Below are 18,518 nucleotides of genomic sequence, written 5' to 3' on the forward strand. Positions count from 1 at the left end.
CCCATGCAGACATTCCTCCCGTACCCGGACTTCGCGGCCTCCGCCGAGGTCCTCGACGCCCGCCGTCTCGGCAAACAACGCGTCGAGGCGCTCCAGGTCCTCCGCGGCCTCACCGTCCCCGGCTACGGCTGGCGCCACCACCCGGCGGTCCGCATGTGGACGGGCTACGAGGAGGCCCTCGTCCGGTACGGCCTGGAAATCTGCCACGCCTGGACCGCCACCGGCCGCCAGGACACCTGCGCCCACACCCTCACCCACGACTACACGGCCACCTTCCCCGGGGCCCCACCCCGCCCCTACTCCGCCCTGGCATCCTCAGGCAACCTCCCCAACTGGCTCGGCGACCCCGCCTTCCACCAAAGCCACCAATCCGCCCTCCTCACCAAAGCCCCCGACCTCTACCGCCACCACTTCCCCAACGTCCCCCCGGGCCTCCCCTACGTATGGCCAACATCAGACCGCGAGCCACCCCGGGACACCTGACCGACGCGCGCGCCTCCGGACCGATGCCTCCTCCTGCATCAACAGAACGCCAACTTCTCTGCGCCGTACGATCATTCATGTGAAATTCTGATCACTATGGGGAACGAGTACGACGTCCAACTGATCGGCAATGGCGATGCTGGGGCGGACGGGCAGGTCGGGGAGACGGCGAAGGAGCGCACCGCGACACACCCCGTCCAGTGGATATTGCAGCCCCGAGGAGGGGCCAGACACCGGGGGCCACGGAACTTTCAGCACTCGGTGCGGGACGGGATCCGGCTGTCGGAGTACGCAGACGCCCTTGGTGCGCACGCGGCCGAGCTCTGGCGCATCTTCCCCGATGGGGTGGCGCGACTGTGGGGGGCCACACCGACCGGCCAGAAGGGGAACGCGAAGGCTGTCGCGCTCCGGGAGCGCAGGGTCGGCGACGAGATGCTCTTCTACGCGGACTCGAAGTTCATCGCGAAGGCCAGGATCCTGGGACTCTTCCGGAACCGTGAGCTGGCCCGAGCGGTGTGGGGAATGGACGAGGAGGCCGGGAGCACCTGGGAGCACATAGTGGCGCTCGGCGACGTGGTCGAGTTCGAGGTACCCGCGGCCCCTCTCCTGACCGAGCTGTCCATCACGCCCCCGCTGCGGAGTCTCACCTTGGTACGGGCCGCAGACCGTGTCCGGGCAGCCGACGCGCTCGACGCGGCCCTGAACGGCAGCTCGGGGCCGTCACCGGCGCAGTCGCCGAATTCCGGGGCCTCCGCCCCTCGTCCCGGGATGGTCAAGGACGATCTGCTGCGAGCGCTGGACACCCTCGGCACGCACACGCACAAGGGGAAGCCCTCACTTCACCAACCACTGAGCCTCCTGTGGGCGATAGGCCGCCTGGCCTCGGGGCAAGGACGCGTCACGTCATGGGACACCTTCCGCGCCGAGGTCGGCACCCTTCTCGAGGATTTCGGCCGCCCTGACTCACGGGCCACACCTGAGTACCCCTTCTGGCACCTCCGGGGAAGCGGGCTGTGGGAAGTGCAGGGTGTGACGAGCGAGGATTTCAAACCGACGCCGTCGGCCCTCGCGAAAGCGGGAGCAACCGCCGGGTTCACGCGAGAAGCCGCACGGCTCTTGCAGCGGCCTCTCCCGCGTGCCGAGGCGATCGGCCTCCTGTGCTCCCGCTACCTGGCGGATGTGGACCAAGAAGCTCTTCTCGAGCGCGTCGGTCTGCTCGGTTACGCGAGTGCCAGCGGCCACGGCGCCGAAGAAGGCGACGAGCGGAACGGTGAAGGCAGCGCGGGACCGGTGAACCGTCGCACCACGGAGGCGTCGCGACCCGACCGGGACCCGAGGCTGGTGGCGAAGGTCAAGCTTCTGCACCGGCACAGCTGTCAGGTGTGCGGTATTCAGCTGGAGACCCGGTTCGGCCACTACAGCGAGGCGGCCCACATACAGGGGCTCGGCAGTCCGCACGACGGGCCGGACGAACTGTCGAACCTGCTGTGCCTCTGCCCCAACCACCACGTCCAGTTCGACAGGCTCGCCATCTACATCGACGAGGACTGGGTGGTGCGGAGGAGCAGGGACGGCGAGGCCGTCGGCCCGCTCACACGGCAAACCGATCACCGCATCGATCAGGAGCGTGTGCGCTACCACCGCGGTCTGTGCGGGCGACCGGCGCCGGCGCCGGCTCCGGCCGCCGCCGAGTCCCCCGAAGGCCAGGAGAAAGGTTTCCGGTGACTCCGCGCACCTGCTGACCGGCCTCGCCCTCGGGCGGGGAGCGGCCGCCTTCGCCTCCTCTCGTCGTCATGTCCACCGCTTCTCCGGAGACAGCCTGTGCCCCTTCTCCGCATGTCCGCACGCGCACTCTTCGACCGCAGCACCGCCGGAGCCCTGACCGAGCGGCTCGCGCAGCAGTACCGGGCGGTGTTCTCCAACCCCCCTTCGCCCAGCGAGCGCCGTTCCTGGGAGAACAGCCTCCCGGCCTTGGCGGAGGTGCTCCGCGACGCGGGACTCGATGAGATCGAGGTCCTGCTCGAGCACCAACTGCCCCTCACCAGCCTGCGCGCGGACGCCGTTCTCGTCGGATCGCACCCCACGACCGGCAGACCCTCCTACGTCATCGTGGAACTCAAGCAGTGGAGCGACGCCCGCATGGTTCCGGACGCCGACGACCTGTGCCTGGTGACGGGACGGGGTAATCGCCCCGCCTTGCATCCCCTCGTTCAGGTGCGCCGGTACTGCGACTATCTGCGGGACTTCTCCAATCTGCTCAGCGACGAGGAAGACCTCGTCGCCGGTGTGGCCTACCTGCACAACGCCGACGACCTGGACATCGACGGGTTGTTCGGCCTGCCCGACGCGAAGGCGCACATTTTCACGAGCACGTCCCGGGGCGAACTCATACGGTATTTGCAGACTCGTCTTTCGCCCCTGGACGGCGCTCTCGAGGCCGATTCTCTCCTGGAAAGCGCCGTTGCCCCCGGCCGTCAACTGATGCGCGTCGCCGCCGACGAGATCGTCCATGGCGGCCAGTTCCGCCTGATGGACGAGCAACAGGTGGCGGTTTCCCTGGTGAAGCGAGCGGCAGCCTTGTCGCGCCGGTCGGACAGCAAGGAGGTCATTGTCATATCCGGCGGCCCGGGGTCCGGCAAGAGCGTGATCGCCCTCCACCTCATGAGCCACCTCGGCCGAAACGGCCGGAGCGTCGTGCACGCCACCGGCTCCAAATCATTCACCACCACTCTCCGGTACGTCGTGGGTGAGAAGAACCAGCGCATCCCCAAGCTGTTCCGGTACTTCAACGACTTCTCGGCCGCCGAACGCAATGGCCTGGACGTCCTGATCTGCGACGAGGCCCACCGCATTCGTCGTCCGTCCGCGGGCCTGAACGCGGCTGGTGCGCAGGGAAGCGGTGGAAGTCAGGTGGAGCAACTCATCGACGCGGCCCGGGTCCCGGTCTTTCTCCTCGACGAACACCAAGTGGTTCGGCCTGGGGAGATGGGCAGCGTCGCGGCCATCGACGCCGCGGCGCGCACAAAGGGATGTCTCGTCCGTCATGTCGATCTCAACAGTCAGTTCCGCTGCGGCGGGAGTCGTGCGTACGAATACTGGGTTCTCCGTCTCCTGGGCCTGGAGCCCGGAGGACCGATCAAGTGGCAGCCCGACGAGAACTTCGACGTGCTCGTCGCCGAATCGCCCGAGGAGATGGAGGAATACCTCCGCATGCGCCAGGAGGCCGGCTGCACCGCTCGCATGACCGCCGGATTCTGCTGGCCGTGGAGCAACCTCCGGAGTGACGGCAGTCTGAGAGACGACGTGGTCATCGGATCGTGGCGCAGGCCCTGGAATTCCAAGAGCGAGCGTTCCACCAGTGGGGCGCCCGCATCCTCTCTGTGGGCCACCGAACGGGCCGGCTTCGGCCAGATTGGCTGCATTTACACGGCCCAGGGATTCGAGTACGCCTGGAACGGAATGATCTTCGGCCCCGATCTGGTCTGGCGCGGAAATGAGTGGCGCGCGGTCCAAGCGGAGAACAAGGACCGCAGCGTGGCTCATGCGGCGCCGCACCAATTCGACCGCCTTATGCGCAACACCTACAAAGTGCTGCTCACGCGCGGGCTGGCCGGCACCGTCCTCTACTCCACCGATCCCGAGACCCGCGCTCTGCTCCGCACCCTGATCCCCGACCGCGCCACTCGGGCCACGTAACGTCCTCAACCACCAGAGGATGCGCCGGCGTACAACCACTGACACGCATTGACCCATTTGTGCCTCTGTCGATCCCAGGGCCCCTGAGTCACCCTTACGCCAGTGATGCGTTGCGTACTTCAACTGGCTGAGTGTGATGTGCACCCTGGGGGTGGCCGGTGGCCTACGTTCCGATTCTCAAGGGCAAGAAGGGCGAGTTTCTGGCACTGAAACACGCCTCGGCGGAGGTTCGGTCCCGAATTCGTCCCGTCATGGAGCTCGTGCCGCACCCTGGAGCCCGAGATCTCCTGACGATCTTCTGCGATCAAGCTGTCGAGAGCGTCCCGAAAGGGATGGTTCTCACGGTCGACTGCGGCGCTTTACCGATGCCGAGTGCGCGCCAAAGCAATGTGTCCGGCGGACCCATGACGCGAGTGGGGGAGTCACTGGGCCAAGGGCAGGTCGCGATGTGCCCGGTCTTCAGGATCACTGACACCGGCGAGCAGCTGGACGAGGTTGCCGCCGTGATGGCCTGGCACGAGCAAGGCGGGTGCCTTCGCATTCCTTCGGCAGACCTCTCTCGTGACCTGGCAGACGGTGAACGGTTCCGTGAGCTGCTCGCGGCACTCCAGGCAGAGCCAGGGGAGATCGATCTCGTCATCGACGCGGGGTCAGTGCGGTCCGAAGACAGGAGACATGCGCTCGCGGGAGAGATCACACAAGCGCTGGAGTGGCTGGCAGAGTGGCCTTGGCGGCGAGTGTGCGTCGCCGCCGGCGCCTTCCCGGTCAACCTGACGGGCTTTCCGCGTGGACGAGCAACACCGGTCAAGCGAGAGGACGCCCTTTTATGGGAGCAGGTCGCTGAGACCTGGAACGGCGGGGCACTGGACTTTGCGGACTACGGCGTCACACATCCGCGTATGCCGGTGCAGAGCCGTGGAGCACCCCACCCGAACCTCCGCTACACCGTCGACACCGACTGGCAGGTCTTCGTCTACGCGAAAGTCCGACCGGGTAACGACGATTTCTTCGTCCTCAGCCGCGACCTGGTCGAATCGCCCTACTGGCCGTCTACTGGCGGTGCCACGTCCTGGGGTGACGCGCGCGTGCTGGAATGCGCGCAGCGGCAACGGGCGAAAGCGGGCGGCGGCACGGAATGGCGCGCTTGGGCCACGTCTCACCATCTCGCGGTGGTGACATCTCGCCTGGCCGCCACGGGGCGCCCCTGAGAGTCGACACACGAATCCCCCGAGGCGCAGGCGCAAGCCCCTGAAGCCGAGCAAGCGGCAGTCGCACCTCATGCTCCCCTCACGCGTGCTCAGCCCGCAACAACGACAAAGGGCCGGACCCAGTGGTACTGGGTCCGGCCCTTCGTTCTTGGCACTTGGGCTGGTCAGCGGTGTGATCACGCTGATCCGGCTGCTGTGCCCCCGGCAGGATTCGAACCTGCGCACACGGCTCCGGAGGCCGTTGCTCTATCCCCTGAGCTACGGGGGCGTGTCGGGCGCTGTGCGCTTGCGACGGGTAGAACACTACCAGCTCGGGCGGGGTGGTCATGAACGGGTTTCGGGAGGACGTCGAACGTCGGTCTCTAGCGCATGGGGACGGGGTGGCCGCGGTGATCGGGGAAACGTCCCTCGCACGGGGCGGAAGTGGGGAAAACCCGGACGCAGCAGGTGGCAGGCGCTTAGTCTCAATATGTGCCTGGCTTGCCCGGCCGGGTCCTTGTTGTCGACGACAACAAGGTCATCCGGCAGTTGATCAGGGTCAATCTCGAGCTGGAGGGCTTCGAGGTCGTGACCGCGGCTGATGGTGCCGAGTGTCTCGACATCGTGCACGACGTGTGTCCTGATGTGGTGACGCTCGATGTCGTCATGCCGCGGTTGAACGGACTGCGTACTGCCGAGAGGCTGCGCGCCGATCCGCGTACCCGGGAGCTCCCGATCGCCATCATCAGCGCGTGCACGCCGCTGGAGGTGGACAGCGGGGAAGCGCTCGGGGTGGACGCGTTCCTCGCCAAGCCGTTCGAGCCGGTCGAGCTGATACGGACCGTGCGCCAGTTGCTGAGCGGGGCCCATGGCTCCGGCCCCGGGGGCGGGCCGGCGGACGGGGCGGCCGATGCCGATCCGGATTCCGAGCCCGCCGCCCGGCCTACGGGGTGACATGGCCGGTACGGCGGGCAGCGGGAGTAGTGGGAGCGGGAGTGCGAATGAGGGCAGGCCCGCCCCGCGTGAGGCTAGGCCCGCACCGCGTGAGGGCGGACCCGCCGCACCGCGCGAGCCCGGACCCGCCGATCTGCGCGAGGTCGAGCTCGCCGCGCTGCCCGAGGTCGGGCCCGGTGCCCTGCCCGAGGCCGGACCCGCCGCGCTGCTGAAGGCCCGGTGTCCGGGCCGGCGGTGTCCGAAGGGCGAAACCCGTTCGCATACCCGCCCCCCTTCTCCCATACGCTTGTCCTGTGACTCCCGCTGAGCTCTCCCGCACCGTCCTGCGCTCCGTGCGCGGTGCTGTCGAGGCGCGGGAACTCGTGCTGGCCGAGGGTGCCCTGCCCGAGCGGGTGGAGGTGGCCCCGCCGCCGCATGACGGTTGCGGGGATTACGCCACGAATGTCGCGCTGCGGCTGGCGAAGGACGTGGGTGTGCCGCCGCGGGAGGTCGCGGGGGTCGTTGCCAAGCGGCTGGCCCGTGTGCCGGGGATCGCGGCGGTGGATGTCGCCGGGCCCGGATTCCTGAACATCACGCTGGGGGGCGACGCGCCTGCCGCGCTCGTCCGGGAGGTGCTGGCGGCGGGTCGCGCGTACGGCCGGCGCGGGCGGCTCCCCGAGGCCGCCTCCCCGGGCGCCGACCCCACCTCGCCCGTCGCCCTCCGTCCGGCCCCCGTCGACCTCCGTCCCGCCCCCGGCCCCCGGGCCGCCGCTGTCGCGGACGCGTTGCGGGCGATCATGGAAGCCGCGGGGGAGGGGACCCGGCCCGGCGGAGAAGCCGTGCGGCCCGTCCCCGTGAAGGACGCGACCGGGGAGTATGTCACCGCCGAAGAGCTGCTCGCGCGGCTCGGGCGGGACGAGACGCGGTGGGTGTTGCTGTACCCCGCCGCGCATGATCACGTGCGGGTTCCGGAGCGGCCCGTGCAGCGGGAGGGCAATCCGCGGTTCCTGGTCCAGTACGCGTACGCTCGTACGTGCGCAGTGCTGCGTAACGCCCATGACCTGGGCGTACTCCCCGCAGGCGTCGATGAAGCCGCTGCGGAGCAAGCGGTCGTCGCCCTCACCGGGGCCGGCGCCGCCACGGGCCCCGTCGACGACGGAGCCACCGTCCCCTACACCCCCCTCCACGCCGCACTCGCCGCCTACCCCGCGGCCCTCGAAGCCGCTGCGCGGCTGCGGGCGCCCGATCGGCTGGCGCGGCAGCTGGAAGTGACCGCCGACGCCGTCCTCCGCTTCCTTGCCAGTTGTCCGCCGCTTCCCGCCGGAGAGCAGAAACCCATGGCCGTTCACCGCGCCCGGCTGGCCGTCGCCCAGGCCGCCGGTACGGTGCTCGCGAACGGCCTGACCCTGCTGGGCGTCTCCGCACCCGAACACCTCTGAACCTCCGAGGGGATCTCCCACCGTCATGAGCCGTTCCGCGCACCCCGCAGGGCCCCGCCACGCCGACGTCCTGCCCGAGGGCCACTACACCGCTCCGCCCGCCGATCTGAACGACCTGGACCCGCGGGTCTGGTCCCGGACGGTGCGGCGGGACGCCGACGGTGTCGTCACCGTCGGCGGGATGAGCGTTGCCGAACTGAAGGACCAGTTCGGTACGCCTGCTTACTTCCTTGATGAGGACGACTTCCGGGAGCGGTGCCGGGCCTGGAAGGACGCCTTCGGGGAAGAGGCCGATGTCTTCTACGCCGGGAAGGCGTTCCTGTCGCGGGCCATCGTGCGGTGGCTGCACGAGGAGGGGCTGAACCTCGACGTCTGCTCCGCGGGCGAGCTGGCCACGGCGCTCGCGGCCGGGATGCCGGCGGAGCGGATCGCGCTGCACGGCAACAACAAGAGCGAGGGCGAGATCCGGCGGGCCGTGGAGGCCGGGGTCGGGCGGATCGTCGTCGACTCCTTCCAGGAGATCGCGCGGGTCGCGCACATCGCCGACCAGCTGGGGAAGCGCCAGGCGGTGCAGATCCGGGTGACCGTGGGCGTGGAGGCGCACACGCACGAGTTCATCGCCACCGCGCACGAGGACCAGAAGTTCGGCATCGCGCTGGCCGACGGGCAGGCCGCCGAGGCCGTGCGCCGGGTGCTGAAGCTGGACGGGCTGGAGCTCACCGGCATCCACTCGCACATCGGGTCGCAGATCTTCGACATGGCCGGGTTCGAGGTGTCGGCGCGGCGTGTGGTGCAGCTGCTGGCGGACGTGCGGGAGGAGCACGGGGTCGAGCTGCCGGAGATCGATCTGGGAGGCGGGCTCGGTATCGCCTACACCTCGGACGACGACCCGCGGGAGCCGCACGAGATCGCGAAGGCGCTCGGGGAGATCGTGCGCCACGAGTGCGAGGCCGCCGGGCTGGCCGTGCCGCGCCTTTCGGTCGAGCCGGGCCGCGCCATCGTGGGCCCGACCGCGTTCACCCTGTACGAGGTGGGCACGGTCAAGGAGCTGGAAGGCCTGCGGACGTATGTCAGCGTCGACGGCGGGATGTCGGACAATATCCGTACGGCGCTGTACGACGCGGAGTACAGCGTGGCGCTGGTCTCGCGGACCTCGGACGCCGCGCCGATGCTCTCGCGGGTGGTCGGCAAGCACTGCGAGAGCGGTGACATCGTCGTGCGGGACGCGTTCCTGCCGTCGGACCTGGCGCCGGGTGACCTGCTGGCCGTGCCGGCGACCGGTGCGTACTGCCGGTCGATGGCCAGCAACTACAACCACGCGCTGCGGCCGCCGGTCGTGGCCGTGAGCCAGGGCGAGGCCCGGGTGATCGTGCGGCGCGAGACGGAGGAAGATCTCCTGCGGCTCGATGTCGGATAAGTGAAATAGATGTCTCGCCATCTGGACCAAGGGCAAGAATTCCGGTCCGGTGGGTGAGACTGGTCCATTGCGAACAGGCCCCGTTCCCTCGGGGCCGCAACACGGAAGAGCAGAGGTCGAATGATGCGTACGCGTCCGCTGAAGGTGGCGCTCCTGGGCTGTGGTGTGGTCGGCTCAGAGGTGGCGCGCATCATGACGACGCACGCGGACGACCTCACAGCCAGGATCGGCGCGCCCGTGGAGCTCGCGGGCATCGCCGTGCGCCGTCCCGACCGGGTGCGCGAGGGCGTGCCCGCCGAGCTGGTCACCACCGACGCGACCGCGCTGGTCAAGCGCGGCGACATCGACGTGGTGATCGAGGTCATCGGCGGCATCGAGCCGGCCCGGAAGCTCATCACCACCGCCTTCGAGCACGGCGCGAGCGTGGTCTCCGCCAACAAGGCGCTGGTCGCGGCGGACGGCGCGGCGCTGCACGCGGCCGCCGAGGAGCACGGCGCGGACCTGTACTACGAGGCCGCGGTGGCCGGTGCGATCCCGCTGGTCCGCCCGCTGCGCGAGTCGCTGGCCGGGGACAAGGTCAACCGGGTGCTCGGCATCGTGAACGGGACGACGAACTTCATCCTGGACCGGATGGACAGCAGTGGTGCCGGGTACAGCGAGGCGCTGGACGAGGCGACCGCGCTGGGGTACGCCGAGGCCGACCCGACCGCGGACGTCGAGGGCTTTGACGCCGCCGCCAAGGCCGCGATCCTGGCGGGCATCGCCTTCCACACCCGGGTGACCATCGACGACGTGCACCGCGAGGGCCTCACCGAGGTCACCGCGGCCGACATCGCCTCCGCCAAGCGCATGGGCTGCACGGTCAAGCTGCTGGCGATCTGCGAGCGGGCCGCGGACGGCGCCTCGGTCACCGCGCGGGTCCACCCCGCGATGATCCCGCTGACCCACCCGCTGGCGTCCGTGCGCGAGGCGTACAACGCCGTCTTCGTGGAGTCGGACGCCGCCGGGCAGCTGATGTTCTACGGTCCCGGCGCCGGCGGCTCGCCGACCGCCTCGGCCGTCCTCGGCGACCTGGTCGCGGTCTGCCGCAACAAGCTCAGCGAGGCCACCGGGCCGGGCGAGTCCGCGTACACACAGCTCCCGGTCGGCCCCATGGGCGAGGTCATCACCCGCTACCACATCAGCCTCGATGTGGCCGACAAACCCGGCGTCCTGGCCCAGGTCGCCATGGTCTTCGCCGAGCACGGCGTATCGATCGATACGGTGCGCCAGCAAGGCCGGCCGGACGGAGGCGGCGAGGCGTCCCTCGTCGTCGTCACCCACCGCGCCGCCGACGCGGCGCTGTCCTCGACCGTCGAGGCGCTGCGCAATCTGGACACCGTCCGGGGCGTCGCCAGCATCATGCGGGTCGAAGGGGAGTAAAGGAACCCATGTCTGCCATTACCAGCGCCGGTACCACCCACCAGTGGCGCGGCATCATCGAGGAGTACCGCGACCGCCTGCCGGTCAAGGACACGACCGAGGTCGTCACCCTGCGCGAGGGCGGTACGCCGCTCGTGCCGGCGCAGGTGCTCTCCGAGCGCACCGGCTGTGAGGTGCACCTCAAGGTCGAGGGGGCCAACCCCACCGGTTCCTTCAAGGACCGCGGCATGACGATGGCCATCACCCGGGCCAAGGAGGAGGGTGCGCAGGCCGTCATCTGCGCCTCCACCGGCAACACTTCGGCCTCCGCCGCGGCGTACGCCGTGCGTGCCCGTATGGTCAGCGCCGTACTGGTCCCGCAGGGCAAGATCGCCCTGGGCAAGATGGGTCAGGCCCTGGTGCACGGGGCGAAGATTCTCCAGGTCGACGGGAATTTCGACGACTGTCTGACGCTCGCCCGCGGGCTCTCGGAGAAGTATCCGGTCGCACTTGTGAACTCCGTCAACCCGGTCCGCATCGAGGGCCAGAAGACCGCGGCCTTCGAAATCGTGGACATGCTGGGCGACGCGCCCGACATCCACGTGCTGCCGGTCGGCAACGCCGGCAACATCACCGCGTACTGGAAGGGCTACAAGGAGTACGCGGCGGACGGGATCTCCTCCCGCGCGCCGCGCATGTGGGGCTTCCAGGCGTCCGGCAGCGCGCCGATCGTGCGCGGCGAGGTGGTCAAGGACCCGAGCACGATCGCCACCGCGATCCGTATCGGCAACCCGGCCTCCTGGTCCTTCGCGGAGGCCGCGCGGGACGAGTCGGGCGGCGCCATCGACGAGGTGACCGACCGTCAGATCCTCGCTGCGTACCGCCTGTTGGCCTCGCAGGAGGGCGTCTTCGTGGAGCCTGCCTCGGCCGCTTCGGTGGCCGGTCTGCTGAAGGCCGCCGAAGAGGGCAGGGTCGACCCGGGCCAGAAGATCGTGTGCACCGTGACCGGCAACGGTCTGAAGGACCCGGACTGGGCGGTGGCCGGCGCGCCGCAGCCGGTGACGGTCCCGGTCGACGCGGACGCCGCCGCCGAGCGGCTGGGCCTGGCGTAAGGCATCTGTCGTAAGACAAAAATTCGACCGGAAACAGCCGGTCGGAACGGTCCGGGCGGGGTCGGCGCGCGTGTCGCACCGGCCCCGTGGGGCCCGCAGGGCAAATCCTGCAAAGGCTGCAAAGTGAGTGGTGTGGCATGAGAGGGCGCGCGACACGCATCGTGCGCCTCCCGTGCGCCCTATGTCGCCACTGAACCTTCCTTCGATAGGCTGGCAGCCAACTCCCCTCCCCGCGGCATAGTGCAGTGGTGTGCAGGGCAGGTCAGAACGGACCCCATGAGCCGATCAGGTGCCTCGGCACCGCGGCGCTCCGGGGCAGTACCGCAGTTTCACATCAAGGAGAGTCATCGAGCGATGGCCGGTCCAGCGTTCCGCGCCGCCGCCGTCCGGGTGCGCACCCCCGCCACCAGCGCCAATCTCGGTCCCGGCTTCGACGCCCTCGGCCTGTCCCTGGGTCTGTACGACGACGTCGTAGTACGCGTCGCCGACTCCGGACTGCACGTGGACATCGCGGGTGAGGGTGCCGACACCCTGCCGCGCGACGAGAGCCACCTGCTCGTACGGTCCCTGCGCACCGCATTCGACCTGCTGGGCGGGCAGCCGCGCGGCCTGGAGGTCGTCTGCGCCAACCGCATCCCGCACGGCCGGGGCCTCGGCTCCTCCTCCGCGGCCATCTGCGCCGGCATCGTCGCGGCGCGCGCCGTGACGATAGGCGGCGAGCAGAAGCTCGACGACGCCGCACTGCTGGAACTGGCCACCGAGATCGAGGGCCACCCCGACAACGTCGCCGCCTGTCTGCTCGGCGGATTCACCCTGTCCTGGATGGACGCCGGCGCAGCCCGCGCCATCAGGATGGACCCCGCCGATTCCGTCGTTCCGGTGGTTTTCGTACCGGGTAAGCCCGTGCTCACCGAGACCGCCCGGGGCCTGCTGCCACGCACCGTCCCGCACGGTGACGCCGCGGCGAACGCCGGTCGCGCCGCACTGCTCGTCGAGGCCCTGACCAGGCGCCCCGAGCTGCTGCTCGCCGCGACCGAGGACCGACTTCACCAGGAGTACCGGGCGCCGGCGATGCCGGAGAGCGTGGCCCTGGTGAACCGACTGCGTGCGGACGGTGTCCCCGCGGTCGTCTCCGGCGCGGGCCCGACGGTGCTCGCGCTGGTCGAGGAGGGAGCGGCCGACAAGGTCGCGACCCTGGCGGGCGAGGGGTGGGCGGCAAACCGGCTGTCCCTCGACGCAGCAGGAACGAGCGTGCTGCCGCTCGCCGGGTGACCGACGGATTGCCGGTCTGAGAGAGGGGGAATGTTTGTTGGATCCGGTAGTGTTAACCTCAAGTGAGTACTCGACGCCGCAGCGGCGAGGTACTTCGTGTCCCCAGTCGGGACCACCTTTCTTCCGGGAGCCTCCCAACCTGCTTGGAGCGACTGCCTAAAGCAGAAGCGAGCATGCTCCGGAAATCGGCGTGATGTGCATGAAGCGTGACCTGCATGAATGCGCAGCATCTTTCGCGTCGGAACCATGAACTGATCTCTCCGCCGAATCCGGCGGGACCACCGCCCCGGCCCGGCCCGTGAATGTCGAGGGACCGCGGTCGGACAGCACAACCGGTCGCCGAGCCAGACAGGCCGACGCCCGCTCCAGGGAAGGACCCTTCGTGAGCGACACCACCGATCTGATGGGCGTACGCACCGATGGCGATGCCGCAGCGCCCGCCACGGACGCTCCCGCCGCGCCTGCCACCGGGGCCGCCACTGGTGCCTCGCGGCGACGCCGTTCCGGCACCGGCCTCGAGGGCATGGTCCTGGCCGAGCTGCAGCAGGTAGCCTCCAGCCTCGGCATCAAGGGCACCGCGCGGATGCGCAAGAGCCAGCTCATCGAGGTCATCAAGGAGAAGCAGGCCGCCGGCGGAGCCGGTGCGGCCAAGGGCGCCGACGCGTCCACCGAAGCTCCCGCCGAGGCCAAGCCGAAGCGCCGGGCCACCTCCAAGGCCCGCACCGGCGAGGCCGCGGCCGAGAAGAGCGCCGAAAAGACCGCCGAGAAGCCCGCCAAGGCGGAGAAGGCCGCGGACACCGCCGCCGGCCAGCAGCAGATCGACATCCCCGGCCAGGGTGCCAGCGACGAGCAGCCGGCCGGCGAGCGCCGCCGGCGCCGTGCCACCGCAGCGGCCGGCAGCCCCGAGTCCGCCGGCGAGGCCAAGGACGGCGCGCGAGGCGAGGCCAAGGCCGAGTCGAAGACCGAGGTCAAGGACGGTCAGAAGGACGGCTCCGGCCAGGACGGCGAGGGCCGCAAGGGCGGCGAGGGCCGTCAGGACCGGGGTGACCGCCAGGACCGCGGTGACCGTCAGGACCGCGGCCAGAAGAACGACCGCCGGGGCCGCGACCGGGACCGTGACCGCCGTAAGAACAACGACGGCAACGAGGGCGGTGGCCAGCAGGGCGGCGGCAACCGTCAGCAGGGCGGTGGCGGCGGCGGTGGCAACCGCCAGGACGACTTCGACGACGACGGCCAGGGCGGCCGCCGCGGTCGCCGGGGCCGTTACCGCGACCGCCGTGGCCGTCGGGGCCGTGACGACTTCGGCGCCGAGCCGCAGGTCGCCGAGGACGACGTCCTGATCCCCGTCGCGGGCATCCTGGACATCCTCGACAACTACGCGTTCATCCGGACCTCCGGCTACCTCCCGGGCCCGAACGACGTGTACGTCTCCCTCGCCCAGGTCCGCAAGAACGGCCTCCGCAAGGGTGACCACGTCACCGGTGCGGTCCGCCAGCCCCGCGAGGGCGAGCGCCGCGAGAAGTTCAACGCGCTGGTGCGCCTGGACTCCGTCAACTCCGTCGCCCCCGAACAGGGCCGCGGCCGCCCGGAGTTCGGCAAGCTGACCCCCCTGTACCCGCAGGAGCGGCTGCGCCTGGAGGGCGAGGCCGGCCAGCTGACCACGCGGATCATCGACCTCGTGTCGCCGATCGGCAAGGGCCAGCGCGGTCTGATCGTGGCCCCGCCGAAGACCGGCAAGACCATGATCATGCAGGCGATCGCCAACTCGATCACCCGCAACAACCCCGAGTGCCACCTGATGGTCGTCCTCGTCGACGAGCGTCCGGAAGAGGTCACCGACATGCAGCGGTCGGTCAAGGGCGAGGTCATCTCCTCGACCTTCGACCGCCCGGCCGAGGACCACACCACCGTCGCCGAGCTCGCCATCGAGCGCGCGAAGCGCCTGGTGGAGCTGGGCCACGACGTCGTCGTCCTGCTGGACTCCATCACCCGTCTGGGCCGCGCGTACAACCTCGCGGCGCCCGCCTCCGGCCGCATCCTGTCCGGTGGTGTCGACTCGACCGCGCTGTACCCGCCGAAGAAATTCTTCGGTGCCGCGCGCAACATCGAGGACGGCGGCTCGCTGACCATCCTGGCCACCGCGCTGGTCGAGACCGGCTCGCGGATGGACGAGGTGATCTTCGAGGAGTTCAAGGGCACCGGCAACATGGAGCTCAAGCTCGACCGGAAGCTCTCGGACAAGCGCATCTTCCCGGCGGTGGACGTGGACGCGTCCAGCACCCGTAAGGAAGAGATCCTGCTCGGCAGCGACGAGCTGGCGATCGTGTGGAAGCTGCGCCGGGTGCTGCACGCCCTGGACCAGCAGCAGGCCATCGAGCTGCTGCTGGACAAGATGAAGCAGACGAAGTCCAACGCGGAGTTCCTGCTGCAGATCCAGAAGACGACGCCGACCGCGGGCAACGGCAACGACTGACGCCCGCCGGTACCGTCGAGCGAAGCCCTCCCCGCCACCCGGCGGGGAGGGCTTCGTCGTGCTGTCACCGGCGCGTCCGGGCCGTGAAAATGCTGTGACGCATACCGCGTCCGACGGCTGCGCCCTGAGACCTTCGGCACAGACATAAAGTCCGCAAACGTCCTGTCCCGTATACGGCAGACCGGACAAAAGCCCTGGTGAGCGAGGTGCGAACGGCTGTACGCCGAGTCCGGCACGCCCGGCCGGAGCGACCGGGGCGGCCCCACTGTCTGTGCAACCCTTCCCGGATGCCTCCCGTCTGACAAGGTGCGGGACACCACCGGTGAGAGGACGTGACAGCCGGGGACGGCGAGGCCAGCCGAGCAGCAAGGACTGAGGAGCAGATGGCGGACAGCAGCAGGGCCGCGCGGACGGCCGAGGGCCGTTCCCGCGGCATACGCGCCACCGGCCGCCGGCGCAAGGGACCCACGAGGCGCCGCAGGGCGCTGACGATCACACTCTGCGCACTGGTGAGCTGCGTGCTGCTGGGCGGCGCGGGGCTCGGGTTCGTCTACTACCAGCTGAACGGCAACCTCAAGGGCGTCGACATCGACGCGGCACTGGGCGCCGACCGCCCGGACGACGTCGACAACGGTTCGATGGACATCCTGGTGCTCGGCTCGGACTCCCGGGCCGGGGACAACGCCAAGTACGGCTCGGACGGCGGCGGCGCCCGCTCGGACACCGCGATGGTGGTGCACGTCTACAAGGGCCACAAGAAGGCCAGCGTGGTCTCCATCCCCCGGGACACCCTGATCTCGCGGCCCTCGTGCACCAAGGGCGGGCAGCAGACCCCCGGCGCGCAGCACGTCATGTTCAACACCGCGTACGAGGTCGGCGGTCCGGCCTGTGCCGTCAAGACGGTGGAGTCCATGAGCGGCATCCGTATGGACCATTTCGTCGAGGTCGACTTCAGTGGCTTCAAGAAGCTCATCACCGCCCTCGGCGGCGTCGAGATCACCACGAAGAAGGCGATCCACGACCCGGACAGCCACCTCGACCTGAACCCCGGCACCCACACCCTGGACGGCGAGCAGGCCCTCGGCCTGGTCCGCACCCGGCACGGCGTGCCCGGCGGCGACGGCAGTGACCTGGGCCGCATCCAGCTGCAGCAGACCTTCATCAAGGCGCTGATGGACCAGGTCAAGGACGTCGGCGTGCTGTCGAGCCCGACGAAGCTGTACGACATCGGGGACACCGCCACCAAGGCGATCACCACCGACACCCGGCTGAACTCGGTCAACTCGCTGGTCGGCCTGGCCAAGAGCGTCGGGGGTATCGGCTCGGACCACATCAACATGGCCACGCTCCCGGTCACCTACGACCCGAACAATCCCAACCGGGTGCTGCCGCTGGACGCCCAGAACAAGCAGGTCTGGAAGGCGCTGCGGGAGGACAGGGCCATCCCGAAGTCGGCCCTGAAGGACTCGGCCGGCGACAAGGGCGGCACGTCCGACTACGTACGGTGAGAGGGGTGGCTCCGTCTCCCGGCCCGCACCCGGGCCGGGAATAACGGCAGTCGCCCCCCGGTTTGGGGAGATGCGGCCAGTACTGGCAAACTGGACCGTCGGCCCCGGTTCACGTGACGCATCCCGCGAGCACGACCCGGTGCCCTCCCGATACATAGGAGAATCCCTTGAAGCGCGACATCCACCCGGAGTACGTCGAGACCCAGGTCAGCTGCACCTGTGGCGCCTCGTTCACCACCCGTAGCACCGTTGCGGACGGCACCATTCGTGCCGACGTCTGCTCCGAGTGCCACCCGTTCTACACGGGCAAGCAGAAGATCCTCGACACCGGTGGCCGCGTGGCCCGCTTCGAGGCCCGCTTCGGCAAGAACGCCGGGTCCGCCAAGAAGTAGCGACCCACAAGGCGCCGGTTCTCGGTCGCCCCTGCGCGGGGGCGACCGGACCGGCGTTTTGCCGTCAATGGCCCGCCGGTCCCTCCGGCCGCGGGCGCCCGGTACATCCCAGCCAGCAGAGGAACACCACGATGTTCGAGGCGGTCGAGGAACTGATCGGCGAGCACGCCGACCTCGAGAAGCGGCTCGCCGACCCCGCGGTCCACGCCGACCAGCGCGAGGCGATGCGGCTCAACAAGCGTTACGCCGAACTGACCCCGATCATCGCCACGTACCGCGCCTGGAAGCAGACCGGGGACGACATCGAGACGGCCCGCGAACTCGCCGCCGACGACCCCGACTTCGCCGACGAGGTGAAGGAGGGCGAGGTCCGGCGCGAGGAGCTGACCGAGAAGCTGCGGCTGCTGCTCGTCCCGCGCGACCCCAGCGACGACAAGGACGTGATCCTCGAGGTCAAGGCCGGCGAGGGCGGCGAGGAGTCCGCGCTGTTCGCCGGCGACCTGCTGCGGATGTACCTGCGCTACGCCGAGCGCCTCGGCTGGAAGACCGAGATCCTCGAAGCCAACGAGTCCGACCTCGGCGGCTACAAGGACGTCCAGGTCGCCGTGAAGACCAAGGGCCAGACCGAGCCCGGCCAGGGCGTGTGGGCCCGGATGAAGTACGAGGGCGGGGTGCACCGCGTGCAGCGCGTGCCCGCCACCGAGTCCCAGGGCCGTATCCACACCTCCGCCGCCGGCGTGCTCGTCACGCCCGAGGCCGAGGAGGTCGAGGTCGAGATCGGCCCGAACGACCTGCGGATCGACGTCTACCGCTCCTCAGGCCCTGGCGGCCAGTCGGTCAACACCACCGACTCCGCGGTGCGCATCACCCACCTGCCCACCGGCATCGTCGTCTCCTGCCAGAACGAGAAGAGCCAGCTGCAGAACAAGGAGCAGGCGCTCCGCATCCTGCGCTCCCGGCTGCTCGCGGCGGCGCAGGAGGAGGCCGAGCGGGAGGCGTCGGACGCCCGCCGCAGTCAGGTACGTACGGTCGACCGTTCCGAGCGGATCCGGACCTACAACTTCCCGGAAAACCGGATCTCCGACCACCGGGTGGGCTTCAAGGCGTACAACTTGGACCAGGTGCTGGACGGCGAGCTCGACCCGGTCATCCAGGCCTGCGTGGACGCCGACTCGGCGGCCAAGCTCGCCGCCGCCCAGTAAGCC

At 69.6% G+C, this 18,518-nt stretch carries 14 protein-coding genes and 1 tRNA gene; 14 read left to right on the forward strand and 1 reads right to left on the reverse strand.

Features of this window, described 5'->3' with window-relative positions; all coding sequences use genetic code 11:
* Positions 1-3 precede the first annotated feature (3 nt).
* The 4 genes from ABZ840_RS08895 to ABZ840_RS08910 all read left to right on the forward strand — a co-directional run bounded on the left by ABZ840_RS08895 (position 4) and on the right by ABZ840_RS08910 (position 5,387).
* Entirely contained in the window at positions 4-483 is a 480-nt protein-coding gene (locus ABZ840_RS08895; RefSeq protein WP_361555598.1) for an MSMEG_6728 family protein, read from the forward strand.
* A 96-nt stretch (positions 484-579) separates the two neighbouring features.
* Complete coding sequence (locus ABZ840_RS08900) at positions 580-2,208, forward strand: HNH endonuclease (protein ID WP_361555601.1); 1,629 nt, start codon at positions 580-582, stop codon at positions 2,206-2,208.
* 111 nt (positions 2,209-2,319) lie between these two features.
* Positions 2,320-4,179, forward strand: a complete 1,860-nt coding sequence (locus ABZ840_RS08905) for a DUF2075 domain-containing protein (RefSeq protein WP_361555604.1) — start codon at positions 2,320-2,322, stop codon at positions 4,177-4,179.
* A 158-nt stretch (positions 4,180-4,337) separates the two neighbouring features.
* Positions 4,338-5,387: a beta family protein gene (locus tag ABZ840_RS08910; RefSeq protein WP_361555607.1), complete on the forward strand. Its 1,050-nt coding sequence runs from the start codon at positions 4,338-4,340 to the stop codon at positions 5,385-5,387.
* Positions 5,388-5,583: 196 nt separating this feature from the next.
* On the opposite strand, the gene ABZ840_RS08915 is transcribed toward ABZ840_RS08910, so the two are convergent.
* Positions 5,584-5,655: transfer RNA gene (locus ABZ840_RS08915), tRNA-Arg, on the reverse strand.
* A gap of 203 nt (positions 5,656-5,858) precedes the next feature.
* On the opposite strand from ABZ840_RS08915, the gene ABZ840_RS08920 reads away from it, so the two are divergent.
* The 10 genes from ABZ840_RS08920 (at position 5,859) to prfA (ending at position 18,515) form a co-directional block, all read left to right on the forward strand.
* Positions 5,859-6,320: a response regulator gene (locus ABZ840_RS08920; RefSeq protein WP_361555610.1), complete on the forward strand. Its 462-nt coding sequence runs from the start codon at positions 5,859-5,861 to the stop codon at positions 6,318-6,320.
* A gap of 293 nt (positions 6,321-6,613) precedes the next feature.
* A complete protein-coding gene (gene nrtL, locus ABZ840_RS08925; protein ID WP_361555613.1) occupies positions 6,614-7,738 on the forward strand; it encodes an ArgS-related anticodon-binding protein NrtL in 1,125 nt (374 codons plus the stop codon).
* A gap of 25 nt (positions 7,739-7,763) precedes the next feature.
* Positions 7,764-9,155, forward strand: coding sequence for a diaminopimelate decarboxylase (gene lysA / locus ABZ840_RS08930; protein WP_361555616.1), 1,392 nt, complete (start codon positions 7,764-7,766; stop codon positions 9,153-9,155).
* 120 nt (positions 9,156-9,275) lie between these two features.
* Positions 9,276-10,577: a homoserine dehydrogenase gene (locus tag ABZ840_RS08935; protein WP_361555619.1), complete on the forward strand. Its 1,302-nt coding sequence runs from the start codon at positions 9,276-9,278 to the stop codon at positions 10,575-10,577.
* Positions 10,578-10,585: 8 nt separating this feature from the next.
* Positions 10,586-11,668 (forward strand): threonine synthase, encoded by a 1,083-nt coding sequence (gene thrC / locus ABZ840_RS08940; RefSeq protein WP_030621153.1) that lies wholly within the window; start codon positions 10,586-10,588, stop codon positions 11,666-11,668.
* A gap of 354 nt (positions 11,669-12,022) precedes the next feature.
* Positions 12,023-12,940: a homoserine kinase gene (thrB, locus tag ABZ840_RS08945; RefSeq protein WP_361555623.1), complete on the forward strand. Its 918-nt coding sequence runs from the start codon at positions 12,023-12,025 to the stop codon at positions 12,938-12,940.
* 382 nt (positions 12,941-13,322) lie between these two features.
* Positions 13,323-15,413, forward strand: a complete 2,091-nt coding sequence (rho, locus tag ABZ840_RS08950; RefSeq protein ID WP_361555626.1) for a transcription termination factor Rho — start codon at positions 13,323-13,325, stop codon at positions 15,411-15,413.
* Between the two features lie 383 nt (positions 15,414-15,796).
* A complete protein-coding gene (locus ABZ840_RS08955; protein WP_361555629.1) occupies positions 15,797-16,921 on the forward strand; it encodes an LCP family protein in 1,125 nt (374 codons plus the stop codon).
* A 167-nt stretch (positions 16,922-17,088) separates the two neighbouring features.
* Positions 17,089-17,313 (forward strand): 50S ribosomal protein L31, encoded by a 225-nt coding sequence (gene rpmE / locus ABZ840_RS08960; protein WP_004953295.1) that lies wholly within the window; start codon positions 17,089-17,091, stop codon positions 17,311-17,313.
* 131 nt (positions 17,314-17,444) lie between these two features.
* Positions 17,445-18,515: a peptide chain release factor 1 gene (gene prfA, locus ABZ840_RS08965; protein WP_361555633.1), complete on the forward strand. Its 1,071-nt coding sequence runs from the start codon at positions 17,445-17,447 to the stop codon at positions 18,513-18,515.
* The last annotated feature ends 3 nt before the right edge of the window (positions 18,516-18,518 follow it).

This window comes from Streptomyces sp. NPDC047117 (genome assembly GCF_040643545.1).
Classification (GTDB): Bacteria; Actinomycetota; Actinomycetes; order Streptomycetales; family Streptomycetaceae; genus Streptomyces.